Here is a 24,100-nt window from a genome sequence, read left to right on the forward strand (position 1 = left end):
CTTGGTCGCGACGGTAGCAGAATTCCGCATCGCCGTCGCGACAAAGGCGGGCCCGACGCCACAGGTGTGATAGCGCCGTACTCCGCGGTCGGCGATGACAGGCCGTAGCAACCATTAAAGCACGCCCGATTTCCGCGAGCATGACGCCGTGCTTGCGGCCGTCAAGGCGTGGCCTGGCGGCAGTCGACGTGAGGTGAGACGAGCGCGACGGCCATCCTTGACGGCCGCGGCGCGCGGCGTCGTCTTGACGGCAGGTCGGGACGAAGAAACGGTCGCCTGATCGAACAAAGAAACGAGATCAGGTGACGGACACACTCGCGGTTCTGGGCGGTTCGGCGACCCACGGTGTTCCGCGGGCGACGACGGCGTTGATGATGACGATCAGCTTCCTGGCACAGGCGACCAGCGCGCGCTTGTGGCCCTTGCCGGCGGCGATCAGCCGGCTGTACAGGGCCATGAGCTGCGGATTCCAGCGGAAGGATGCCGGAAGAGCTGCGGTGTAGAGCGCCTGACGCAAGCGCTGGCGTCCGCCGTCAATCCTGCGGGCGCCGACATGCTTGCCGCTGTCGTCATCGTACGGCGCAAGCCCGGTGAGGGCTGCGGCTTGCTCGCGGGTGATCTGACCGATCTCGGGCATCCTGATCAAGATGGCAACCGCGGTCGGCAAGCCGCTGCCGCCAACGCTGTAGATCAGATCGAGCCGTGCGGCGAGATCGCGATGCTTGCGGATCGCTGCCACCAGGGCCTTGAACTCGGCTCGTCTGTGCTTGGCCAACAGAGCGATCTGCTCCTTCCAGAACTTCTGGACACGTTCGTCAGGGCAGCTCTCCAGCCGATTCTTGAGCTTTGCGATGTCCTCCTTGATCTGGTCGATCATCGTCAGATGCACGGCAAAAGGCTGCAGCCGGGGGTCTGGAGCGGGATGGATCTTCTTGACCGCGGCGGTGCAGGCCGCAATCAATGCGGCATCCATTTTGTCGTTCTTGGCCCGTTGCAAATGGAACGTGGCATAGGCGCGGACCTGGATCGGCTGAAACACGATGACGACAAACCGCTGGCGTCGCAGTTCGACGACCGCCGCCTGCTCGTAACCACCGCTTGCCTCGATCCCAACCCGCTTGACCTTGTGGCGCTTCAGCCACTCCACCAGCTCCTGGTGGCCTTCCGCCGTGTTCTTGACCTGCAGCTCCTCCGAACTGCCATCGAGCGCCACGTCGAGCTTATCTTTGCTGGTATCGATTCCAGCACAGATCGTGTTACGTTTGGCCATCTTCCTCGACCCTCCCTTGTGATGCGAACCTGAAGTTCGTTCAACCATGCGGGTCCCGATGAAGTGCCGACCGCGATCTTGCTACAAAACGCAGCCCTCAAGGCTTCGGTGGGCATCGATCCGATCGATCGGCGGCCCAGCTCGGGCGGCCACCCGGGCTGGGCCATTCCTCACGGAACCAGGCCATTCTAATCCGGCGCGCTAATACAAGGGTGGGCAAAGGAGCAAAGCGCCGTGCCCACCGGCTTTCTCCGATCGAGAAGAAGTGGTGGGCACGCTTCGCTTTGCTCACCCTACGATCCGTGAAGCCGGGCGATGACGGTTGTGAACGCGGATGGTCCTTGAAAAAACGGACGCAACGAACGATGTTCGTCCGACTTCAACTGCGACCGATCGCATCACCTGATGAGCCTTGCCGCCATCGACCTCGCCTTTCGCGCCGCCAGCGTCGCTCTGCTACTGATGCTGGTGGCGTCGCTGCTACACGACTTTCGCAACGTGCTGGCAGCCCGCCTCGGTGCCGCCTTCGCGCTCAGCTCGGCCGCGCATGCGGTGAGCTATTCGGTGGATGTCACGTCGCGGGTCCCGCTCTGGCATGCACCGCTGATCGCGTTGTCGACTGGCACCATCGTAGTGTTCTGGCTGTTCACGCGCTCCCTGTTCGACGACGAGTTTCACCTCCGCTGGTGGCACGGATGGGTCTGGGCGCTGGTGACGGCCTTCAGCTTCGCAGGCTGCGTCTGGATTGCGCCCAGCGGCCATGTGCGCTTCTCGGTGACGGTGGTCAATCTGATCGTGCTCGGCTTCATCGCCCTTGCGGTCGGGCAGATGATCGCCTCCTGGCCGGCTGACCTGGTCGAGCGCCGCCGCAGCGCTCGTGTCTTCGTCGTCTGTGCAACCGCGCTCTATGGCGGGCTGAACGCGGTGCTCCAGATCGCCGTCGTCGGCCACCACGTCGGCGATGTCGCCGAAACCGTCAATGCCGGCGCGCTCGCCTGCACCGTCGCGGCGATCGTCTATGCCATGATGCGCATCGATGGGGCGGATCTGTTTCCGGCCGCGGTGGCGCCCGCCCCGCCGGTTGTTTTCAGTCAGCCTGCGGCCGATGAATCCGCCGATCAAAAACTCATCGACGCCCTGATGCGACTGATGGCGGGCGAGCGGATCTATCGTCAGGAGAATATCACCATCGGCGTGCTGGCGGGCCGGCTGAAAATTCCGGAATACCGGCTGCGCCGGCTGATCAACCAGCGGCTCGGTTATCGCAACTTCAATGTGTTCCTGAACAATCACCGGATCGAGGAGGCCAAGGCTGCGCTCGCCGATGCCACCCAGGCCGAGGTTCCCGTCATCACCATCGCGATGGACGCCGGCTTCCAGTCGCTGGGTCCGTTCAACCGCGCCTTCAAGGCCGTGACTGGGGTGACGCCGACGGAATATCGGCGGCTGAAGGTGAATGCGGCCTAGATTTTCAGACCTTTGAAATCACGTAAGAATTCCGAAATCGACTAGCCTCGGTCACTTTCGACGAGGTCGTTTTCCAAATCCGGCGAGCGCGTATCGCCTGCATCCGGCCTGCTCTCCCGCACTCGTCCCAAAGCCGGAGAAAGCCCGTGACTCGCCGCCGCAAGATCATTCTCCTCACCACCACCATCGCCTGTGCCGGCCTCGCGCTCGGCGCCGCACGCGCCCGCGACGTGCCGAAGGTTGCGACCGGCTTTATCGCTCACACGCTCTGCTCGGAGACCTTCGTCTCCGGCCTCGATCTCATGCGCGACCTCGCCGAGACCACCGACGCGATGCCGGGCGCGGGTCTGCTCACCTGGGCGATGGATCTTCGGGTCGATCGCACGCGCAAGGATGTCACGGTGTCCCTGTTCGGAATCGGCCGCAGCCATGCCGTCTATCGCGAGGGACTTGGTTGCACGCTCGAGCACGGGCAGGGGATCGCCGATGTCGCGTTGCCGCCTGACGACCAGCAGCCCGCGCTGCTCCCCGAGATCGCCGGCCCGGGGATCGTGCCGCCGCAGAGCGAGGGCCTGGCAGCTGCGCTCGACCGCGCCTTTGCCGAGCCCACGCAGCCGCCTTATCGCCGCACCCGCGCGATCGTTGTCATGAAGGCCGGCCGCATCATCGCCGAGCGCTATGCCGACGGCATCGGGCCGGACACGCAACTGCTCGGTTTCTCCATGACGAAGTCGGTGATGTCAGCGCTGACAGGCATTCTGGTGCGCCAGGGCAAGTTGAAGCTCGGCGGCCCCGCGCCCATCGCCGCCTGGCAAAATCTGGATGATCCGCGTCATCCCATCACCGTCGATCAATTGCTGCGTCACACCGCGGGCATTGCGCTCGGAAGCTCGCTGGAGGCCTCGCTCGGCTCCGCGCTGGAACCGGTCAACACCATGAAATACGCCGAAGACGATATGGCCAGCTTTGCCGAGCGCGCGCCGCTTGCAACCGCGCCGGGCACGGCGTGGAATTATCACGACGGCAACTTCCTCATCCTCGCGCATCTGCTGCGTGATGCCGCCGGCGGCAAGCCCGCCGATGCGCTCCGCTTCGCACGCCGCGAATTGTTCGCGCCACTCGGCATGGTCAACGTCACGCTTCAGCTCGACGCGTCAGGCACGATCGAGGGATCCGGCGAAATGCTGGCCTCCGCGCGCGACTGGGCGCGCTTCGGCCAGCTCTATCTCAACGACGGCATAGCCGGCGGCAAGCGTATCCTGCCCGAGGGCTGGGTGAATTACTCCGCGTCAGCCACGCCGCATGCCTGGGTCGGCATCGGCGCCGGCTTCTGGACCAACCAGGGCGACAGCATTGGTGCAAAGTTTCGCATCACACACGGCTGGCCGCGCGATGCCTTCTTCGCCAAGGGCACGATCGGGCAGTACGCGATCATGATCCCGTCGGAGAAGTTGGTGATCGTGCGGCTCGGTCGCTCGCCGAACGGGCCGCTGGGGGCGGATGGCGTGTTCGATCTCGTGGGTGATGTGATTGCGGCAACCCGCGAGAAGGGGAAGCTGGCGGGGACGAACTAGGCGGCTGTTATCGCCCCAGCTCCGTCGCCTTGGCCACACGGTCGAAACGCTCCAGCGTCATGATCGCATCAGCGAATTTTTCCGCGCGCGCGTTGAGCACGGGGCGCGCGAGCGTCAGGAATTTCTGCTGCATCGCCTGCGCGTCGGGGAACGAATTCGGCTCGCCGGACGGATCCGCATAGAGCCGCTCATGCACGCCATCGTCCGTCGTGATGCTGACGCGGGCGCCGAACGGATGGGTGCGGCCGATCTCGAGCCGGTCGTCCTGCACCACGTCGAACTTGTCGGCGAGCGCGTCGATGGCGGCGTCGCCAAGGCGGCCATAATCGTCCCAGCCGAACGAGCCCTGGTCGAGCGCGAGTGCGCCGGTGAAGAACATCGAGAACTGGCCGCCGACGATCGAGGTCGGATGACGCTTGGTGGCGGCATCGCCGGTCAGTGTGATGCCGTTGCGATGCAGGCCGATCTCGACGCGCTTGACCTGGTCGGGCGTCAGATTGTGCTCGCGACGCATCGCGATCAGCGCGTCGATCGCGGCATGGGTGTAGCGGCAGCTCGGATACGGTTTGACGCCGATCTTCATGGTCTCGTAGGTCTTGCCGAGCTCGGCGACCGCCTTGTCCGGATGCGCATCGTCGGTGTAGCCGGCGAGCAGGCCGTGCTTGCCCTCGACCGATTCGGTCGCGCCGACGAAATCGTTGCGCGCCAGCGTCGCGGCGATCACGCCATTCATCGCGGCGGCGCCGACCTGGTAGCGCTTGTTCCAGGCGCCGTTGACCAGGAATTGCAGCGAGCCGGCGGCCTGGCTGCCGGAGACACCGAAGGCGGCGATGAGCTGCTGCTCGGAGAGGCCGAACAGTTTTCCGGCCGCCGCGGCCGCACCATAGGTGCCGGCGGTCGCGGTCGGGTGGAAGCCGCGCGCATAATGCGAGGTCGGATCGAGCGCGTTGCCGAGCCGGCAGCAGACCTCATAACCCGCGACGATCGCGGTCAGCACGTCGCGGCCCGAAGCGCCGACCATCTCGCCTATGGCGAAGGCGGCCGGAACGACCGGCGCGCTCGGATGCAGCGAGGAATCGGCGTGGGTGTCGTCGAAATCGAGGGAATGGCCGAGCGCGCCGTTGAGCAGCGCCGCGATCGCGGGCGTCCAGGTCTTGGAGTCGCCGAACACGGTGGATTCGCCCTTGGCGTCGAGCGCCAGCGCCTCCAGCATTTTCAGCATCGACGGGGTCGATTCCGCCTCGCGCCTGGCCCGGATCGCGCTGCCGAGGAAGTCCAGCGTCAGCACCTTGGCGCGATCCAGCACCTCGGCCGGAATATCCTGGTATTCCAGGTTGAAGACGTAGGCGGCGAGCGTTGCGGTTTCGTGGGCCATCGTGTTTCCTCGTTTTGGCGCGCAAGTTAGGCGGGCTGATTTGGCCTTTCAAGCGGCCTTGGGGCCGCGGGCATCAGCCATGCTTTTGCTTGGCCTGAGAAGATTGGGACGTCTGACGATGGCATTCGCAGGACAGGTGTGGGAGCGGATCAGGTCGCGGCGGACGCAACTGGGATTGGCGATCAGGGTCACGGTCGCCGCGACCGCGGCCTATGCGCTCGCCACCGCGCTGCATCTGCTATTGCCGCTCTGGGCGGTGCTGACCTCACTGATCGTGACCCAGATGAGCGTCGGCCGCTCGCTGAAGGCGACGCGCGACTACATGCTCGGCACCATCGGCGGTGCCATCTATGGCGGCGCCATCGCGATCCTGATTCCTTATTCCAGCGAAGCGGGCCTGCTGGGGCTCCTGGTGCTGTCGGTCGCGCCGCTCGCCTTTATCGCCGCGATCAATCCGAGCCTCAGCGCCGCCACCGTGACCGCCGTGATCGTGCTCCTGGTTCCGACCATGCATCATTCCGATCCCATGACGTCGGCGATCGACCGTGTCAGCGAGGTCGCGGTCGGCGCCATCACGGGATTGCTGGTCTCGTTCCTGGTGCTGCCCTCGCGCGCGGTACGGCAGATCCGTGCCAGCGCCGCGATCCTGCTCGAGCTGATCGCCGATGCCTTCACCGAGCTGCTCGCGGGCCTCACCCGCGGCCGCGACAACGACGCGCTGCACCGGATCCAGGACGGGATCGGCACCGCGATGGTTGGTCTCAATGCCATCGGCACTGAAGCCGAGCGCGAGCGCGCGGCGCGGCTGTCGAGCGGTCCGGACACCGGGCCGCTGCTGCGAACGGTCCTGCGATTGCGTCATGACGTCGTGATGATTGGCCGCGCCACCGTGGTGCCGTTGCCGATCGAGGTGCAGACGCGGCTCGCAGCACCCCTGACGGAAGTCTCGACCGTGATCGCGCGCTTCCTGCGGTCGGCCGCAGCGGCCTTGCGCGAAGGAGCCGGCGCGCCGCCGATCCATCCGGTCCACGTCGCGCTTCAGCACTACGCCGAAGCGGTTGCCGCCGTGCGCCACGACGGCCTGATCCGCGGCCATGCCGGCGACACTGCCGAGCGCTTCTTCGCACTCGGTTTCTCACTTGAGCAGATGCATCAGAATCTGTGCGACCTCGACCGCGTCGTCGGCGAATGGTCGGAGGTCTCGGACGACAGGACCGCGCGCGTTGCGGAGTGAGTTCGGCGTGTCCTCGTAAACGTCGGCTTTCGACAGCAATGCGCACGTCGCGCGGCTTGGCTGATCGGCTGCCTGAGACGCTGCACGCGCCAGGTTCCATCGGGTCATGCTGCTGACGCAATCTCTGTCTTAGTCAGCGTGAAGCTAAAACACTACGTGAGGACCACTCCGGTTCCCACGACGGTTCCGTAGCCAGGGGTTGGCTCGAGTCCGCAAAACGATTGGCGCAAGTTCATGAACGCTTCTGCGTTCGCTTGACCACGTTTGCGGTTCTGGAACCGGACAATCTAAAAAATCACAGGACTCATGATGCTATTCCGCTCGAGCGCCGCAATTTGCGGCGCCCTGGTTGCGCTCGCCTTCTCTGTTGCCGTTGCTCGAAGTGAAACACGTGGGGATCACTCAAGTGACGTCGTCGATGCCGCCTCCGGCGATGCGATCGTTGGCGCGGCGTCCACGTACAATCCGTTCAAGCCCGGCAAGGAGGAGGGCGGTCCGAAGACAGCCACCGGCGAGCGTTATGATCCCTCTGCCTGGACGGCTGCCATCAAGACGAGCTTGCGTCGCAAATTCGGCGGGGTTCAATTTGGCGCGAGGCCGAAATATGCCCTCGTCGAAGCCGTGGGCAAGAAGGTCATCGTCAAGATAAATGACGTGGGGCCACTGAGACCTGGCCGCATCATTGACCTCAATGAGCGGACGATGCGCCATTTCGATCCAAGCATGGACCTTGGGGTCATTCCCGATGTGAGAGTTAGTCCGCTTGCAGGGGACAATTGGACCCCGGGGCCGGTGGGCTGAACGCGGGCGGTGTTCGTCAATGTCGGCCCGGACGGTTCATCGCGCCGGCTCCATGATCCCTGTCATCATGCTGCGAACCACGAGCTTGTGGAAGGGCATGATGAGCGTGAGGTAGGTCCGGCCAAGCAGATTGTGTGTCCGCACCAGCGTGGTCGATGTGACCTGTCGGCCCGCAGCGTCGCCGGCTACGTTGACGACGATGCGGAAGTCGAGATGATAATCGTCGAAACCCGCGACCAGCCGCTCCGGCGTTTCGTCGACCACCGGAAAGAGGCCGATCAATCCGTGCGGCGCCGGTGCGCCTTCGCCCGACGTCTTCAGCCCGAACGGCGTCACAAGAATGTTGCGCAGGCGCAGCAGCACGTCGATCCAGCGCGGCCCGTGCAGCACCATCCGGGTGCAGGCCTCGCGGGCATTCACCGTCGCTGCGCCGATCTCGACGCGAAACGCGTCGACGAATTGCGCGCCTGCCAGCAGCGTGTTGGCATCGACATCAGGCGTGACTTCGCGGACGGCCCCGTTCATCCCGCCAGTCTGCGCGTCAGCATCCGGAAGCGCAAGATCAAGAGCCCGGCATAGACGAATGTCCCGAGGGAAAATCCGACCCAGACACCGACCGCGCCGAGCCCCGCGTTGAAGGCCAGCACCCAGGCGATGGGAAAGGCGATGCCCCAATAGCCGATTGCCGCGAACAGCAGTGTCATTCTCGTATCGTTGATGCCGCGTAGCGCGCCACCCATGATGGTCTGCAGACCATCGGCGATGAAGAAGGTGGCGCCGACCAGCAGCAGCGTCGCGGTCAGCTCGATGGTGGCCGCGCTCGCCTCACCGCTGCCGAAGAACAGCCGGCCCAACTGGTAGCGGCCGAGGATGATGGCGATCGTCAGGGCGGAGACCAACGCCATGCCGAGCAAGGCGGCGACGAGCCCGGCGCGCTTCACCGCCGCCGGCTCGCCGCGGCCGAAGGCGTGGCCGACCCGCACGGTGGCCGCCATGCCGATGCCGAGCGGCACCATGAACAGCACGGCGGTGATCTGCAGCGCGATCTGATGCGCGGCAATCGCGGCGGTCGAGATCAACCCCATCAGCAGCGCTGCCGAGGAGAACAGGCCATATTCCAGCAGCAGCGAAAACGAGATCGGTGCGCCGATCGCGATCAGCTGACGCATCAGCGGCCAATCGATCCGCCACAGGCGGGCAAGCGGGCGGTAGTCCGAAAACGGCTTGCGCAGCCCTGCGATCGCGAGCACGGCGACGAACGTGCCGAGGTTGACGATCGTGGTCGCAAGTCCGGCGCCGAACAGGCCGAGCTCCGGCAGGCCGAACAGGCCGTGGATCAGCGCATAGACCAGCGCGGCATTGACCGGGATTGCCGCGAGCGTGATCCAGAGCGGCGGCTGCGGCCGGTTCACCGCGCTCATCATGCTGCGCAACGCGATGAAGCCGAGCGCCGGCGCGATGCCCCAGGCCAGGCCGTTGAGATAGCGCTGGGCCAGCGCGGCCGACTGCGGCGCCTGTCCGAGCGCGAGCAGGATCCGCTCGCCATAGAGCGGCGAGGCCATCATCGGCAGCGAGATCAGCAGCGCGACCCACAGGCCGACGCGCAAGGAGCGGCGGATCAGCCTGACATCTCCGGCGCCAAACGCCTGCGCCGCCAGCGGCGACACCGCAGCCATCAATCCGAGCCCGAAGGTGAAGCTAACGAAATAGACGGTGTGCGCCAGCGCCGCCGCGGCCACCGCATCCTCGCCAAGCCGCCCGATCAGCGCGAGATCGGTCGTGATCATCGCGATCTGCCCGAGCTGCGTCAGCATCATCGGCACGGCCAGCCGCAGCGTCTCGACGAACTCTTCGGCGAGATGGTTCTGCGGCACGCCGGCTTGCGGCTGCGAATGATGTTGGACGGTGTCGAGCATGGCGGCTCATTAGCACGGCCGCGCGACGAAAACATGGCCCGTGAGCGAGATGAGTGAGGGGCTCTATCCGCTAGCTCGGAATCGTAGGGTGGGCAAAGGCGCATTAGCGCCGTGCCCACGACCTATCAAATATTGCAACGGAAGCCGTGGGCACGCTTCGCTTTGCCCACCCTACGATACTGGGCGCTTCGCATCACCTTCTGCCACAAGGCAGAAGGAAGAAAGCAACCTCAGCCCCTCCGCTCCGGCACGCGCGTGATCTTTGCGCCCAGCGCGTTCAGCCGTTCCTCGATGCGCTCGTAGCCGCGCTCGATCTGGTCGGCGTTGTTGATGGTGGAGGTGCCCTGGGCGCACACGGCGGCCAGCAGCATCGCCATGCCGGCGCGGATGTCGGGTGAGGTCATGGTCGCGCCGTGCAGGCGGCTGGGCCCTGCGATGATGGCGCGGTGCGGGTCGCACAGCACGATGCGCGCGCCCATCGCGATCAGCTTGTCGACGAAGAACATCCTGGATTCGAACATCTTCTCGAACATCAGGATCACGCCCTCGCATTGCGTGGCGGTGACGATCGCGATCGACATCAGGTCGGCCGGAAAGGCCGGCCAGGGCTGGTCCTCCAGCTTCGGCACGTGGCCGCCGAAATCGTCCTGGATCTTCAGTGTCTGGTTCGACGGCACGATCAGGTCGTCGCCCTCGACCCGGCAGACGATGCCGAGCCGCTCGAAACCCATGCGGATCGAGCGCAGATGCTCGACGCCGGCGCGCGTGATGCGAAGCGGCGAGCGCGTCACGGCGGCAAGCCCGATCAGCGAGCCGACCTCGATATGGTCGGGCTGGATCCGATAGGTCGCTTCTCCCAGCGTTGCCGGCCCATGAATGATCATGGTGTTGGTGCCGATGCCCTCGATCTTCGCGCCAAGCGCGACCAGGAAATTGGCGAGGTCCTGCACATGGGGCTCGGAGGCCGCGTTGCGCAAATGGGTGACGCCGTCGGCGGCGACCGCCGCCACCAGCGCGTTCTCCGTCGCGGTGACGCTCGGCTCGTCCAGGAACACGTCCGCGCCGGCAAGCTTGGGCGCGCGGAATTCGAGCCGGTCGGTCGCGGTGACCTTGGCGCCCAACTGCTCCAGCGCCAGCACATGGGTGTCCAGCCGGCGGCGGCCGATGACGTCGCCGCCGGGCGGCGGCAGCATCACCTCGCCGCAGCGCGCGAGCAGGGGGCCGGCGAGCAGGATCGAGGCGCGGATGCGCACGCAGAGCTCAGGGTCGAGATCGGCGGCGCGGATGCTCTTGGCATGGATGTGAAGCGTGTTGCGCCCGGTCCATTCCGCCGCCGCGCCGACCGAGCGGATCAGTTCGACCAGCGTCTCGGTGTCGCGGATCCGCGGCACGTTCTCCAGCGTCACCGGATGCTCGGTGAGCAGGGCGGCGGCGATGATCGGCAGCGCTGAATTCTTGTTGCCGGATGGCTCGATCGAGCCCGAGAGCCGGTGACCGCCCTCGACGATATATTGGATGGGCGCCACGTCGGTTTTCTCCGTCCTGTTGCGTTGGGGCGGGCTGCTTCGGGAGCGGAAACTACCGAGAATTGAGCAGGGTAGCAATTCTGCACTTGTCGCGGCGGAAGGCCGCGCGTTGGCCTGAATGGGCCCGCCGTATCCGGCGTTTAGAACAAGCCGATGATATTGGCCACCACATAAAGGATGACGATCAGCATCAGCACGCCCATCGCCAGGAAGGAGATTTCGACGGCAATGGCGCCGGCCCCAAGTGCGGCCGCGACGCCTGCCAGGAGCCTCTCTTCGCGAAACACGAGGGCGAGGACCGAGAGCAGGATGGCAAGCAGACCGAGTGAGATCGCCGCGATCGAGGACGCCTCCCTCAATTGGCTCCCGGTCGACTTCTCCCGCGGCGGGGCCTGGTACTCGACGCCCTTGACGCGCGCGATCAGGCGATCCTTCAGGCGATGGCCGGTGTCGACAATCACCTTGTCCGCCGGCGGTGGCGGGTAAATCGCAGGTATGACCCAATGCGGCAATACGGCCGCGATCAGCGCCAGCACGCCGATGATGCTGCCGATCACCCCGAGGCGGCGGGAGGGGAGGGCGGAACTGGTTGTTGCAGAGGCGGTCATGGCACGACACTTCCCGGCCGGAACCGGCCAACGGGATCATGCCACTTCGTCGCGACGGCGGGTGGTGAGGTTCAGGGTGCTGGGATTAGTCTAGCCGTCATGCCCGGGCTTGTCCGGGGCATCCACGTTCTTTGGCGGGGTAAGACGTGGATGGCCGGGACAAGCCCGGCCACGACGCTGTGGAAGCAGCGAGCCCTCAGATGTCGATCGTCGCGCTCAGCGAATGTTCCTGGATGAAGTCGCGGCGCGGCTCGACCACGTCGCCCATCAGCTTGGTGAAGATGTCGTCGGCCTCGTCGACCTCCTTGACCTTCACCTGCAGTAGCGAGCGCACGTCGGTGTCGAGCGTCGTCTCCCAGAGCTGCTCCGGGTTCATCTCGCCGAGACCTTTGTAGCGCTGCAGTGAGATGCCCTTGCGGCCGGCCTCGGTCACCGCCTCGAACAGGTCGACCGGGCCATGGACCATGTGCTCGGTATCCTTGCGCCGCAGCTTGCCGGAGCGGGCGTAGACGTCCTGTAGCTTCGTTGTGTACTCGTCGAGCTTGCGGGCTTCGGCCGACCCCAGGAACGCATCGTCGATCACAGCGGCTTCCTTGACGCCGCGCACGGTGCGCTCGAACTGGAAGCCCTGGCCTTCCACATATTGCCCGATCCAGCCGCGCTCGACCTCTTCGGCCTGATTGTCCAGCCGGCTCGCGATGTATTGTGCGGCGGCCGCAGCGTTCTCGGGATTGCCGTAGATCGACTTGTTCAGCACGCCGGTGATGGCGGCCTGCTCGATCACCTTGCGGTTATAGCGGCTGTGCAGATTGCGCAGGATGCTGCGGACCACGCGGGCGTCGTCGACCAGCGCGCGCAGATCGCGGCCGGACCGGTCGCCGCCGGTGCCGGGGATGTACACGCAGTCGTCGAGGCCGGCGTCGATCAGATAGTCCTCCAGCGCCCTCTCGTCCTTCAGATACTGCTCGGACTTGCCGCGTGAGACCTTATAGAGCGGCGGCTGGGCGATATAGAGATAGCCGCCGTCGATGATGTCGCGCATCTGCCGGTAGAAGAAGGTCAGCAGCAGCGTGCGGATGTGGGCGCCGTCGACGTCGGCGTCCGTCATCACGATGATCTTGTGATAGCGCAGCTTCTCGATCGAGAACTCGTCGCTGATGCCGGTGCCGAGCGCGGTGATCAGCGTGCCGATCTGTTCCGACGACAGCATCTTGTCGGGGCGTACGCGTTCGACGTTGAGGATCTTGCCGCGCAGCGGCAGCACCGCCTGGAATTCGCGGTTGCGGCCCTGCTTGGCGCTGCCGCCTGCCGAGTCACCCTCGACGATGAAGAGTTCGGATTTGGCCGGATCCTTCTCCTGGCAGTCGGCGAGCTTGCCGGGCAGCGAGGAGACCGAGAGCGGGCTCTTGCGCGTCAATTCGCGCGCCTTTCGCGCAGCCTCACGCGCGGCGGCGGCCTGGATCACCTTGCCGACGATCATCTTGGCTTCGCTCGGATGCTCCTCGAACCAGGCCTGGAGCGCCTCGTTGAGCACGTTCTCGACCACGGGGCGCACTTCCGAGGACACCAGCTTGTCCTTGGTCTGCGACGAAAATTTCGGATCGGGCACCTTCACCGACAGCACGGCGGTGAGGCCTTCGCGGCAATCGTCGCCGGTCAGCGCGATCTTTTCCTTTTTCGCATTGGCCTCGGCATAGCCGTTGACCTGGCGCGTCAGCGCGCCGCGGAAGCCGGCGAGATGGGTGCCGCCGTCCCGCTGCGGGATGTTGTTGGTGAAGCACAGCACGTTCTCGTGGTAGCTGTCGTTCCACCACAAGGCCGCCTCGACGCCAATGCCGTTGGCTTCCGCGCGCACCATGATCGGCGCAGGCACGATCGCCTTCTTGTTGCGGTCGAGATATTTGACGAATTCCTCGACGCCGCCGGAATAGTGCATCTCCTCGCGCTTCTCCACTGCGTGACGCATGTCGGAGAGGGCGATGTTGACGCCGGAATTGAGAAAGGCGAGCTCGCGCAGCCGATGCTCGAGCGTGGCGAAATCATATTCGATGTTCTTGAAGGTCTCGCCCGAAGCGAGGAACGTCACTTCGGTGCCGCGTTTGCCCGGCGCGTCGCCGACCACCACCAGCGGTGCGACGGCATCGCCATGGGCGAACTCGATGTAGTGCTCCTTGTTGTCGCGCCAGATTCGCAAGCCAAGCTTGCTCGACAGCGCGTTGACGACGGAGACGCCGACGCCGTGCAGGCCGCCGGAGACCTTGTAGGAGTTCTGGTCGAACTTTCCGCCGGCGTGCAGCTGGGTCATGATGACCTCGGCCGCCGAGATTCCTTCGCCCTTGTGGATGTCGACGGGAATGCCGCGGCCGTCGTCGCGCACGGTGACGGAATTGTCGGCATTGAGCACGACGTCGACGCGCGTGGCGTGGCCCGCCAGCGCTTCGTCGATCGCGTTGTCGACGACTTCGTAGACCATGTGGTGCAGGCCCGAGCCGTCGTCGGTGTCGCCGATATACATGCCCGGGCGCTTGCGAACGGCATCGAGACCCTTGAGCACGCGGATCGATTCCGCGCCGTAATCGCTCGGATTGGAGGGCTCGTTTTCGGCAGGTGTCTGCCGAGCAGGTTCTGTCATGAGAGGCCTTCGAGATGTCGCCCGAATCAGCCGCGCAAAAGGCGCTGATTTGCGAGCTATTTGTGCCATGAAAGAGAGATTGCGCCTAGCGCAAAGTATCTTCCGGCAACCCTTTGACTAAATGGGGTTTTTGGGCCGGTTTTCAAGGTGTTCGAAGGCCGATTCTGGGGCTCGCGAAAAGCCCGATTCGAGACCCCCTTTTTAGCCTTCAAAGGCGTGGATTTTGCGGGGTCGCAGCGACCTGTTCCGACGTGCTGTGGCGCCCGGGAACAGGTCTGTGGGGTCAGTAGATCTGATCCGGCTTCCTGTCGTCGTCACCCAACTGGAGGGACCAGGTCTCGCCTGCGGCCACGGTGATGGTATCGGTGCGCAACGTATGGCCCGACACGACCAGCTGGTAGGAATACGTGCCGGGCGGCAGATCCAGCGTTTGTGGGTGATTTTCGCCGCCCGCGATCTTGATGGTCTGATCGTTGATCGCGAGCGAAGCCACGCCGGGCGCAAGATAGCCGAAGATCAGCCGCGCTCGTCCTGGCATCGGCAGGAAATTGGCCTTGGCCACGGCCTCCGTATTCCGCTGCACCAGCTCGACAATGGTCTCGTCCTTCGCACGGCCAAGTTTCAATGTTGCCGGGCCCTTCGGGGAGACGAAGGCGAGCTTAGCGTGATCGGCGGCAACCACAGTGCCGTCAGGCTTTTCCTCCCAGCCGCGCTTTGCGAGCTCCGTGCGGTAGAAGGCGAGCACAGCAGTGAGCGGGGCCTGCACATGGGCTTCGAGTCCGACCCGCAGCGGGATTTCGATGCCGGTCGCATGGGTGGTGTTGGAGCTGGAGGAGCTGTGTTGCTTCGGCACTGGCATGTCGGCGTCGGGATCCGCCGGCGTGAGTGCAGCCGAAGTGTGCGGTGATAGATGCGGTATCCATCCGCCGGCATTTGCGGCGATCAGGCCGCCCGCGAGGAGGGCGAGACCGCACAGCGGCAGCAACCAGCGTGCCGGACCTCTCATCACAGGCTTTATTGTCGTCATGTTCGTTCCCGGCATCAGGGGCCCGGTAGATCAGTACATCTGCAGCGGCAGCACGTCGCCGCTCGGCCCCACCAGGAGGCCCCAGGCGTCGCCGGCGGCGACGGTGAGGGTCTCGGTGTGGGCCGGGCGCCCGGGCATGCGCAGGGCGTACTGGTAGGTGCCCGGCAGCAGGTCGAGCATCGGGCCTTTCGGCGATTGCGGACCGCCGGCGCCGGCCGCGATCTTCACCGTCTGCTTGTTGATTGTCAGCGAGGCTTCCTTCGTCCCGATATTGCCGAGCATCAGCCTGGCCTGGCCGGGCTTCGGCATGATGTCGGCCTTCACAGCGGCATCCGGATTCTTCTGCGCCAGGCTGACCGTGGTCTCGCCTTTGGCGCGGCCGAGCTTGAGCACGGCCGGGCCTTGCGGCGAGGTGAAGTCGATCTGTGCGCGTTCGGCGGACACGGTCGCGCCGTCGGCCTTTTCCTGCCAGCCGAGCTTGGAAAGCTCGGCCCGGTAGAAGGCCAGGACATCGCCGAGCGGGGCCGCGATGCTGGCTGCCAGCTCGCGGCGGAACGGCATCTCGCTCCCCGGCATTTTGGTGGTGGCGAGCGAGGTCGACGACCGCTGCGTCGGCACGGGGAGCTGGGATTCAGGGTCGGGCTTGAGCGGCTCGGAGGATTTGGCCTGCACTTCGGCGGCGGCCGTCGGCTTCGCGGCGGCCATCACCAGCCCCGATCCGTCGGCGCGGACATTCACCTTCGGGCCCATCTGCATCACGGTCATCGAGATCGACTTGCCGCTCTTGGAGAATTCCATCATCGCCATGTTGGGCTGGTTGATGACGGAGGGTTGCTCCTTCCAGCCGGCGGGCTTGAGTGACGCGCGATAGAACGCGGTGAGCGCCTTGACGCTCGAGGTGGAGGAGAATTCGAGATGGCCGTCATTGCCTTCGAACTTCACGCCCTCGGCGGTCTCGGGCAGCGGCACCGGCGTCTTGCTGTCGGCGAGCGCATTCAGCGGCGTATCCGACAGGGCGGCCGCCTGCGTCTTGCGCCTGGCCTCATCGGCGGCAATGAGCTGCTGAGCCGCCCCCAAAGCATCGCCGAGGAACCTTGCGTCCGCCTCCTTCTTCGCCTTGGCGCGGGCCGCAAGTGCGGAGTCCCTCACCTGCGCGGTCAGACTGATCATCGTGAAATCATATTTGCGGCCGAGCCGCAGCACGCCGGTTTCCTCCGCCGATGAGACATTGATCGCGATCTCGTCGCCGGGCGCGAGCGGCGCGTTGCCGTCTTCCCGCCAGCCGCGCGCGGCGAGCTCGCGGTGATAGAAGGCGAGCACGGCGGGCAGCTCGGCCATCGCGGCGGCCGACATCTCGCGCTTGTTGGAGCTCGCGCTGCCAAGACCCCTTGCAGATTTGGTTAGCTTCGGCCGCGGCAGGCCGGCCATGTCATCGTCGGCCTCGAGCTCCTGGGGCAGCGCGAACGGCGCCACCCGGATGTCGACATTGGTGCGGCCGTCGTCGCGTCGTGTCAGGGTCAGCATCACTGGCTTCTGGTAGATGTGCGTCGCGTCGCGATCGGGGTGATCGTAAAAGACGCGCACGCCGTTCGGGACGGTCCCGTCAAGATCGGCGTTCGGCCAGCGCGAGGACGTTTCAGGCGTGAGCTTGCGCCAGCCGATCGCCGCCATTTCCTTCGCAAAGAACTCCGAGGTCGCATCGAACGCGCCGGGCGCGATGCAGCCGAGATAGGGTCGGGTCTCGTCGAACGCGAGATCGGTCGCGCCGTCCGGGAACGGCACGTTCGCATAGATCCGGTTCGGCGTGTAGAACACGGCGGATTGGTCGGAGCGCCCGCGCGCCTGTGTGAAGGAGACGCGCAGCCCCAGCCGACCCTTCTTGAAGGTCAGCGCGGCACTCTTCTCGTCCAGCGGATACACATAGGGCACCCAGCCGTCGGCCCTCAGCAGCTTCTTCGTGGCGTCCGACGTGGCGGCAAGCGCGGTCGGCACAGTGTAGATGACGCGATAGGTGTCGGGGTGCGAAGTATCCTCCACCGCGCCGTCCAGCCGCGGCAGCGTATGGACGTCGACGAAGCTTTCGTCTGCCGCGTCCGCGGGATACGACGTGCTCGCCATCGCGAGAACGCCGCAGGCAAGCAGCAGCCATCTTGCCGGGACTTGCGCCCCAAGCGGGATCATCGGCATCGTCAAACTCCTGGGTGTTGCGCGGGCCGTCGCCCTGCGCATGGGCAGACTGCGACACCTCGGCGCGCGGCCTCAGACGAGAAGTCGCGATGGGAACCGGAGAGGTTCAACGGACGGCGTACGAGCGGCGTCACGGGCCTGATCAGGCAGGCATGGCTCAATACAGCTGGAGCGGCGGCCAGGCGTCGCCGTCGCGCCCGATCGTGAGCTCCCAGGTATCGCCGGCGGTAAGGGTGAGGACGTTCGTGGTGGCTGAATGGTCCGGTACGGTCAGTTCGTAGGAATACTTGCCGGGCGCCAGATCCAGCGACACGGCATTGGCGCCGGCGGCGCGTTTGACGGTTCGTGCGTTGATCGTGAGCGCCGCGTCCCTCCCGCTGATATTGCTGAACACCAGCTTGGCCTGGCCGGGTTCGGGCATGATATTGGCCCGGGTCGCCGCATCGGCGTTCTTCTGCACGAGATGGATCGAGGTGCTGCTGTCCTTGCGGGCGAGCCGGAGTGCGGCCGGCCCCAGCGGGGAGGCGAAAGCGAGCTGGGCGTGATCGGTTGCGATCACCGCGCCATCGGGCTGTTCCTGCCAGCCGAGCTTTCCGAGCTCCGTGCGATAGAAGCTGAGGACGTCGCCGAGTTCTGCGGGCACGGTGGTTTCGAGCCTGGTGCGGAGCGGGGCTTCGACGCCGGGCATCACCGTGGTGTGGGTGCCTCGATAGAGGTAGCGGGTCGGCGCGGGCAGCCGCGCATCGGGATCCGGCGCGAGCGCGACTGAGAACAGTGGCGACAAATTCGATACCCAGGCGCCGGCGCTTGCCGCGAGCAGGCAGCTCGCGAACAGAGCGAGGCCGCACGCAAGAAGTTGCCATCGCGCAAGAGCTCTTGCCCCGTGCCTTACCGTCGTCATGCCTACGCTCCAAGCATCGCGCGTGTGGGAAATACCGCGCGATTGCACAACGGCGACACCGTCGGCGCCGCTTCAGACAGCTAGTCGCTGATGGAACAGAGCGGGTTCAACCCGGAGGCCTAGCGTCGCGACGAGACCTGTCCGCTCTCGACGTCGAAGACTTCGCCTCCAGCGCCGATCTCGGCGAAGGCGGCCGGATCCGCGCCGGTCAGCCACACCTGCGCGCCGAGTTTGCGCAGCTCGTCGAACAGCGCGGCGCGGCGGTTCGGATCGAGATGGGCGACGACCTCATCGAGCAGCAGCAGCGGCACGATGCCGGTCATCTCGGCGACCAGACTCGCATGCGCCAGCACCAGACCGATCAGCAGCGCCTTCTGCTCGCCCGTGGACGCATCGCGCGCCGGCATGCTTTTCGGCGCGTAGATCACCTGGAGATCGGTGAGATGCGGGCCGTCGGTGGTGCGGCCGGCGATGGCATCGCGCGGCCGGTTGTCGCGCAGGATCTGGCGGTAGCGGTCCTCGACCGACGTCGCCGTCTCGGTCAGCAGCGCGTTCTCCATCCAGCCGTCGAGCGCGATCTGCGCCGAGGGAAAGGCGGAGGCCTGCGCGCGCGCATTCAGCATGCCGGTGAGCCTTGCCGCGGTCTGGCCGCGCGTTGCCGCGACCGCGACCGCAAGCTCCGCGGTTTCGCGCTCGATCGCGTCGCACCAATGGTCGTCGTAATTGCGGGTTTCGAGCAGGCGGTTGCGCGAGCGCAGCGACCGTTCCAGCGCGTTGATGCGGCTGGAATGCTCGTTGTCGATCGCCAGCACCAGGCGGTCGAAGAAGCGCCGCCGTTCCGAGCCTGCGCCCATGAACAGCCCGTCCATCGCCGGCGTCAGCCACACCATGCGGATATGGTCGCCGAAGGCCGTCGCGGACCCAACCGGCTCTCGGTCGATGCGGCAGCGCCGGCTTACGGCGGCGTCAGAGCGCGGTGCATCAATGCCAGTGCCGAGCGTGGCCAGCCCCAGCGCGCCCTCGACCTGCGCGGAGACGGCCCAGGATCCGTCGCCCTGGTTGTCGGCGACGTCTTCCAGCGTCGCCCGCCGCAAGCCCCGGCCCGGCGACAGAAACGAGATCGCCTCGATGCAATTGGTCTTGCCCGCCCCGTTCGGCCCGACCAGCGCCACCATGTCAGCCGCCGTCTCGAGCCCCGCCGCCCGATAATTGCGAAAATGCGTCAGCGTCAGGCGATGAATGCGGGAGGGGGTCATCAGTTATTCGTTCTGGCGCGATTCTTCCCCTCTCCCCTTGTGGGAGAGGGTGGCGCCTCACGCAGTGAGGCGACGGGTGAGGGGTATCTTACCGCCCGGCAAGCTTTGCAAGGATATCCTCCAATACAGAAGCGGGCTGCTGTAGCACGTCGTTGTTCCAGTAGCGCAATGTCCAAAACCCTTCGGCAGCAAGCGTCGCCTCACGCGTCGCGTCTCGCTGCGATTCCGAGTGTTGGCTTCCGTCGATCTCGATCACGAGGCGCTTCTCGAAGCAGACGAAATCGAGAATGTAGTTTTTGAACGGTACCTGTCGGCGAAACTTGAAAGTGGAGAGCCGACGATCCCTCAGCAAGCGCCACATTGCGGTTTCAGCATCGGTTGGTTCGTGCCGCATGTTCTTCGCGAATTGGCGGAGACGCTTGGCGACTGGCCGATGGGATGGCTCCTGCGGCACGAACCCCTCACCCGACTGAGTGTGTATCCGCCAGCGGAGATGCCCTCTCCCACAAGGGGAGAGGGCACAACAATGTGCGTCGCGCTTGTGGCGACAGGGAAGGCTGTAGCTTCACCCTCTCCCCTTGTGGGAGAGGGTGGCTTCGCGCAGCGAAGCCGGGCGAGGGGTTGTCTCCGCGTACAAGGTATCCCGAGAGGAGGAGCACGTCCCTCACACCCGCATCGGCATCAGCACATACAGCGCGCTCTTGTCGTCGCGGTCTTGCACCAGGGTGGGCGAGCCCGGATCGGCAAGCCTGAGCGTTGCGACGTCGCCTTCGATCTGGGCTGCGATGTCGAGCAAATAGCGGGAGTTGAAGCCGATATCGAGGGCGTCGGAGGCGTATTCGACCTCGAGCTCTTCGGTCGCGCTGCCGGAATCCGGATTGGTCACCGACAGCACCAGCTTGCCCGGCGACAGCGACAGCTTCACCGCCCGGCCGCGCTCGCTGGAGATCGTCGAGACGCGGTCGACCGCGTTCTCAAAGTCCTTCTTGTCGACGACGAGCTCCTTGTCGTTGCCCTGCGGGATGACGCGGCCGTAGTCGGGGAAGGTGCCGTCGATCAGTTTCGAGGTCAGCACGACGTTCCCGATCGTAAAGCGGATTTTTGCCTGCGACAGCTCGATCGTCATCTCGGCGTCGGTATCCTCGATCAGGCGCTGCACCTCGCCGACGGTCTTGCGCGGCACGATCACGCCGGGCATGCCCTCGGCGCCCTTCGGCTGCACCAAATCGAGCTGGGCGAGGCGGTGGCCATCGGTGGCGACGCCGCGTAAGGTGGCGGCCTTGGGCGTGCCGGCGGCATGCAGGTAGATGCCGTTGAGATAATAGCGGGTCTCCTCGGTGGAGATCGCGAACTGGGTGCGGTCGATCAGCCGCTTGACGTCCTTGGCGGCGAGCGAGAAGGAGTGCGACATGTCGCCGGCGGCCAGATCCGGGAAATCATTCTCCGGCAGGGTCTGCAGCGTGAAGCGCGAGCGGCCGGCGCGGATCGCCAGCACCGCGCGGTCGCCGTCGGCTTCCAGCACGATCTGCGAGCCGTCGGGCAGCTTGCGCACGATGTCGTAGAACATGTGCGCTGGCACGGTGGTGGAGCCCGCGGTCGCGGTTTCCGCCGGCAGCGTCTCCGTCACCTCGAGATCGAGGTCGGTTGCCTTCAGCGACAATTTGGCGTTTTCGGCCCGGACCAGCACGTTGCCGAGGATCGGAATCGTGTTGCGGCGCTCGACCACGCGGTGGACGTGGCCCAGTGACTTCAGGAGTTGCGCGCGTTCGACCGTAACCTTCATTGCACTACTCGCCCGATCCCCAAAATGAAGACGCCGGGCGGTCGAAAAGCCCCGCCGCGGCACCGATGACCCCGGCAGGTCAGGGCCATCCAACCGATATGACCAAAGCCGCCAGGGTCGCGCAAGGTGGCTCGGATGGCCCCCGGATTCAAGGGATCGGGGGCCAGTTCCGCACGATTCCCACGATTTACCGCCCAAATGAAAACCGCCGCCCAGGCATGGCCGGGGCGGCGGGAGAATGGCAGGAGTGCCTTAGGCGTTTATTCCTGAAGCTGGCGCTTCAGCGACTCCACTTCCTCGGACAGCGCGGTGTCCTTGGAGACCAGGGCCTCGATCTTGCGCACGGCGTGCAGCACCGTGGTGTGGTCGCGCCCGCCGAAGCGGCGGCCGATCTCGGGGAGCGAGCGCAGGGTCAGCGTCTTGGCGAGATACATCGCCACCTGGCGCGGGCGCACCACGTTGGCGGTGCGGCGCGAGGAGAGCAGGTCGGAGCGGCTGACATTATACTGCCGCGCCACCACGCGCTGGATGTCCTCGATCTTGATCCGCTTGGGCTCCTGCGGCCGGACCAGGTCGCGCACCTCGTGCTCCGCCATCTCCAGCGTCACCGGCCGGTTGTTGAGCTTCGAGTGCGCCAGCAGGCGGTTGATCGCGCCTTCGAGGTCGCGGCCGTTATGGGTGATGGTGCGCGCCAGATAATGCAGCACCTCCTCCGGTACCTCGAAGGTCGCATGATGGGCGCGGGCCGCGGCGACGCGCGACTTGAGGATGCCGTGACGCAGCTCTTCGCCGAGCGAGCCCATCTCGACCACGAGGCCGCCGGCGAGCCGCGAGCGGACGCGGTCATCGAGGCTTTCGAGATCGGACGGCGGCCGGTCGGCGGCGATCACGACCTGGCGGCCGGCATCGATCAGCGCGTTCAGCGTGTGACAGAACTCGGCCTGGGTCGACTTGCCCTGCAGGAACTGCAGATCGTCGATCACCAGCACGTCGATGCCGCGTAGCGCTTCCTTGAAGGCCAGCGCCGTCTGCGTCTTCAGCGCGGCGACGAAGCCGTACATGAATTTCTCTGCCGTCAGGTACAGCACCTTGCGCTCGTTACCGGAATTGCCGGCCCAGGTCACCGCCTGGAGCAGATGCGTCTTGCCGAGGCCGACGCCGGCATGGATGTAGAGCGGGTTGAACATCACGGGGTCGCCGCGGCGACCTTCGGCGACCTGACGCGCGGCTGCATGCGCCAGCGTGTTGGAACGGCCGACGACGAAGCTCGCGAAAGTCAGGCGCGGATCGAGCGGCGAGCCGCCGAGCGCATCGTGATTGGCCGACACCGGCGCGGTCGCGGTCGAGCGCAGCTCCGGTGTGGGCGTGCGTCGCGTCTCGACCGGCGCGGGGGCTTCCTTCGGCTGTATCACCGGGCGCACGGCCGAACGCACCGTGAGGTCGATGCGATGCACTTCCGGCATCTCGGCCTGCCAGCACGACAACACGCGCTCGGCATAATGAGCCTGAATCCAGCTCTTCAGGAACCGGGTCGGCACCGAGAGGCGCACGCTCTCGTCCTGCACGCCTTCCAGATCCATGCGCGCAAACCAGCTCGTGTAAACGTCTTCGCCGACGGTCGAGCGCAGCCGACCCTTCACGCGTGACCAGCGATCCTGTTCCATTGTCATCGTCAAAAAACTTCTCTTGAGAGATAAGGTTGCGTGGTGAGCGCCATGCAGGGGTTCCCTGGTCATGGCGCGACCTCAAGCGAGTCCATCGTCAGGCATAGCTCGACCGTTCGGCGCAAACGCCGCGGGTCAGATCAGCGATGTCGGAGATGGAGAGTTCGCGAGGTCAGCGCGTACTCGACGCGCCCTCGCACGTGGGAGGCTGAACGCTGGACGGATCGGAGACGGCATCGTTGAACGATGGAACTTGTGTCAATACCGCGTTGAATCCGTAGGCCATGATACCTCCCCGTCCTGCCGTGATCGCTCACGACAAGGTCCTGCTTCTGAAGACACCCGCGACGAAAAATCGCTGATGCCCTGCCCGTCTGCACTGTTCGTCCGCTCGGCTTCGCCATCGCTCGTGTCGGGGTAACTTTGCGATGTCCGTGCGTCTCGCGCGATCGGGATACGCAAGATCCCGCTTGGAGACATTCAGACAAAGAGATACCATTCCCATATTGCTATGGGTTTTTGATCCGACATTCGCTTTTTGAAGCGTCGCCTACGTGCACACCGCCGCCGATTTGCACGCTCGCCCCGTTTCCTAAACCGCGCTGGTCTGAAGATCGTGGGCGCCGCTGACGACTTAAGGAATACACTATGCGGAAAGACTCGCAACGAAATTGATTCACACTTGAGGCGTCAAAAAACTTGACCTCGGTTAACGCCGCGCGGGAGTTGTTCACAGGCTCGGAAGCAAGTTTTTGGATTCGTGCACAGAATCGAGAATGCCGGGCATCATGTGACAATTCTCCGTCACTGCTAAAAAAATTTTTACAAATTCGTCACGCGCCGGACGTGTCGGCGAATTTTCCAAATGCTTGCGGTCGC

At 65.2% G+C, this 24,100-nt stretch carries 18 protein-coding genes; 4 read left to right on the forward strand and 14 right to left on the reverse strand.

Features of this window, described 5'->3' with window-relative positions:
- Window positions 1–298: 298 nt before the first annotated feature.
- Window positions 299–1,270 (reverse strand): IS110 family transposase, encoded by a 972-nt coding sequence (locus GDN70_RS04130; protein WP_173015748.1) that lies wholly within the window; start codon window positions 1,268–1,270, stop codon window positions 299–301.
- Window positions 1,271–1,675: 405 nt separating this feature from the next.
- On the opposite strand from GDN70_RS04130, the gene GDN70_RS04135 reads away from it, so the two are divergent.
- Both GDN70_RS04135 and GDN70_RS04140 read left to right on the forward strand, forming a co-directional pair.
- Window positions 1,676–2,737 (forward strand): helix-turn-helix domain-containing protein, encoded by a 1,062-nt coding sequence (locus GDN70_RS04135; RefSeq protein ID WP_028139533.1) that lies wholly within the window; start codon window positions 1,676–1,678, stop codon window positions 2,735–2,737.
- Between the two features lie 146 nt (window positions 2,738–2,883).
- On the forward strand, window positions 2,884–4,311 hold the full coding sequence (locus GDN70_RS04140) for a serine hydrolase (RefSeq protein WP_152102182.1): 1,428 nt from the start codon (window positions 2,884–2,886) through the stop codon (window positions 4,309–4,311).
- A 7-nt stretch (window positions 4,312–4,318) separates the two neighbouring features.
- Here GDN70_RS04140 and GDN70_RS04145 read toward each other — a convergent pair whose 3' ends face one another.
- Window positions 4,319–5,686 (reverse strand): MmgE/PrpD family protein, encoded by a 1,368-nt coding sequence (locus GDN70_RS04145; protein ID WP_152102183.1) that lies wholly within the window; start codon window positions 5,684–5,686, stop codon window positions 4,319–4,321.
- Window positions 5,687–5,804: 118 nt separating this feature from the next.
- On the opposite strand from GDN70_RS04145, the gene GDN70_RS04150 reads away from it, so the two are divergent.
- Window positions 5,805–6,920 carry an aromatic acid exporter family protein gene (locus GDN70_RS04150; RefSeq protein ID WP_152102184.1) on the forward strand — a complete coding sequence of 372 codons (1,116 nt, stop codon included), beginning with the start codon at window positions 5,805–5,807 and terminating at the stop codon, window positions 6,918–6,920.
- 306 nt (window positions 6,921–7,226) lie between these two features.
- Window positions 7,227–7,721, forward strand: a complete 495-nt coding sequence (locus tag GDN70_RS04155) for a septal ring lytic transglycosylase RlpA family protein (protein WP_018319450.1) — start codon at window positions 7,227–7,229, stop codon at window positions 7,719–7,721.
- A gap of 36 nt (window positions 7,722–7,757) precedes the next feature.
- On the opposite strand, the gene GDN70_RS04160 is transcribed toward GDN70_RS04155, so the two are convergent.
- The 12 genes from GDN70_RS04160 to dnaA form a co-directional block, all read right to left on the reverse strand.
- Window positions 7,758–8,246: a DUF2867 domain-containing protein gene (locus GDN70_RS04160; RefSeq protein ID WP_152102185.1), complete on the reverse strand. Its 489-nt coding sequence runs from the start codon at window positions 8,244–8,246 to the stop codon at window positions 7,758–7,760.
- A complete protein-coding gene (locus tag GDN70_RS04165) occupies window positions 8,243–9,637 on the reverse strand; it encodes an MATE family efflux transporter (RefSeq protein ID WP_152102186.1) in 1,395 nt (464 codons plus the stop codon). Before GDN70_RS04165 ends, GDN70_RS04160 begins: the two co-directional genes overlap by 4 nt.
- Window positions 9,638–9,867: 230 nt before the next feature.
- On the reverse strand, window positions 9,868–11,163 hold the full coding sequence (gene murA, locus GDN70_RS04170) for a UDP-N-acetylglucosamine 1-carboxyvinyltransferase (protein ID WP_152102187.1): 1,296 nt from the start codon (window positions 11,161–11,163) through the stop codon (window positions 9,868–9,870).
- A gap of 140 nt (window positions 11,164–11,303) precedes the next feature.
- A complete protein-coding gene (locus tag GDN70_RS04175) occupies window positions 11,304–11,771 on the reverse strand; it encodes a hypothetical protein (RefSeq protein WP_028139541.1) in 468 nt (155 codons plus the stop codon).
- A 196-nt stretch (window positions 11,772–11,967) separates the two neighbouring features.
- Window positions 11,968–14,403, reverse strand: coding sequence for a DNA topoisomerase (ATP-hydrolyzing) subunit B (gene gyrB, locus GDN70_RS04180; protein WP_028139542.1), 2,436 nt, complete (start codon window positions 14,401–14,403; stop codon window positions 11,968–11,970).
- 283 nt (window positions 14,404–14,686) lie between these two features.
- The gene (locus GDN70_RS04185; RefSeq protein WP_244625863.1) at window positions 14,687–15,388 is read right to left on the reverse strand and encodes a hypothetical protein; all 702 of its coding nucleotides are present in this window, start codon (window positions 15,386–15,388) and stop codon (window positions 14,687–14,689) included.
- 72 nt (window positions 15,389–15,460) lie between these two features.
- Window positions 15,461–17,617: a hypothetical protein gene (locus GDN70_RS04190; RefSeq protein WP_028139544.1), complete on the reverse strand. Its 2,157-nt coding sequence runs from the start codon at window positions 17,615–17,617 to the stop codon at window positions 15,461–15,463.
- Window positions 17,618–17,774: 157 nt separating this feature from the next.
- Entirely contained in the window at window positions 17,775–18,518 is a 744-nt protein-coding gene (locus GDN70_RS04195) for a hypothetical protein (RefSeq protein WP_152102188.1), read from the reverse strand.
- A 119-nt stretch (window positions 18,519–18,637) separates the two neighbouring features.
- Window positions 18,638–19,774: a DNA replication/repair protein RecF gene (gene recF / locus GDN70_RS04200; RefSeq protein ID WP_028139546.1), complete on the reverse strand. Its 1,137-nt coding sequence runs from the start codon at window positions 19,772–19,774 to the stop codon at window positions 18,638–18,640.
- An 88-nt stretch (window positions 19,775–19,862) separates the two neighbouring features.
- Entirely contained in the window at window positions 19,863–20,228 is a 366-nt protein-coding gene (locus tag GDN70_RS04205) for an endonuclease domain-containing protein (RefSeq protein WP_028139547.1), read from the reverse strand.
- Between the two features lie 210 nt (window positions 20,229–20,438).
- Window positions 20,439–21,557 carry a DNA polymerase III subunit beta gene (gene dnaN / locus GDN70_RS04210; protein WP_018319464.1) on the reverse strand — a complete coding sequence of 373 codons (1,119 nt, stop codon included), beginning with the start codon at window positions 21,555–21,557 and terminating at the stop codon, window positions 20,439–20,441.
- Between the two features lie 260 nt (window positions 21,558–21,817).
- Window positions 21,818–23,227, reverse strand: coding sequence for a chromosomal replication initiator protein DnaA (gene dnaA / locus GDN70_RS04215; protein ID WP_028139548.1), 1,410 nt, complete (start codon window positions 23,225–23,227; stop codon window positions 21,818–21,820).
- Window positions 23,228–24,100 lie beyond the last annotated feature (873 nt).

This window comes from Bradyrhizobium sp. TM102, assembly GCF_009176685.1.
Taxonomy (GTDB): domain Bacteria; phylum Pseudomonadota; class Alphaproteobacteria; order Rhizobiales; family Xanthobacteraceae; genus Bradyrhizobium; species Bradyrhizobium ottawaense.

Coding starts and splice junctions, on each gene's coding strand:
- GDN70_RS04130 (WP_173015748.1), bottom strand. CDS start 1,270: ATGGCCAAACGTAACACGATCTGTGCTGGAATCGATACCAGCAAAGAT.
- GDN70_RS04135 (WP_028139533.1), top strand. CDS start 1,676: ATGAGCCTTGCCGCCATCGACCTCGCCTTTCGCGCCGCCAGCGTCGCT.
- GDN70_RS04145 (WP_152102183.1), bottom strand. CDS start 5,686: ATGGCCCACGAAACCGCAACGCTCGCCGCCTACGTCTTCAACCTGGAA.
- GDN70_RS04150 (WP_152102184.1), top strand. CDS start 5,805: ATGGCATTCGCAGGACAGGTGTGGGAGCGGATCAGGTCGCGGCGGACG.
- GDN70_RS04155 (WP_018319450.1), top strand. CDS start 7,227: ATGATGCTATTCCGCTCGAGCGCCGCAATTTGCGGCGCCCTGGTTGCG.
- GDN70_RS04160 (WP_152102185.1), bottom strand. CDS start 8,246: ATGAACGGGGCCGTCCGCGAAGTCACGCCTGATGTCGATGCCAACACG.
- GDN70_RS04165 (WP_152102186.1), bottom strand. CDS start 9,637: ATGCTCGACACCGTCCAACATCATTCGCAGCCGCAAGCCGGCGTGCCG.
- GDN70_RS04175 (WP_028139541.1), bottom strand. CDS start 11,771: ATGACCGCCTCTGCAACAACCAGTTCCGCCCTCCCCTCCCGCCGCCTC.
- gyrB (WP_028139542.1), bottom strand. CDS start 14,403: ATGACAGAACCTGCTCGGCAGACACCTGCCGAAAACGAGCCCTCCAAT.
- GDN70_RS04190 (WP_028139544.1), bottom strand. CDS start 17,617: ATGCCGATGATCCCGCTTGGGGCGCAAGTCCCGGCAAGATGGCTGCTG.
- GDN70_RS04195 (WP_152102188.1), bottom strand. CDS start 18,518: ATGACGACGGTAAGGCACGGGGCAAGAGCTCTTGCGCGATGGCAACTT.
- recF (WP_028139546.1), bottom strand. CDS start 19,774: ATGACCCCCTCCCGCATTCATCGCCTGACGCTGACGCATTTTCGCAAT.
- dnaN (WP_018319464.1), bottom strand. CDS start 21,557: ATGAAGGTTACGGTCGAACGCGCGCAACTCCTGAAGTCACTGGGCCAC.
- dnaA (WP_028139548.1), bottom strand. CDS start 23,227: ATGACAATGGAACAGGATCGCTGGTCACGCGTGAAGGGTCGGCTGCGC.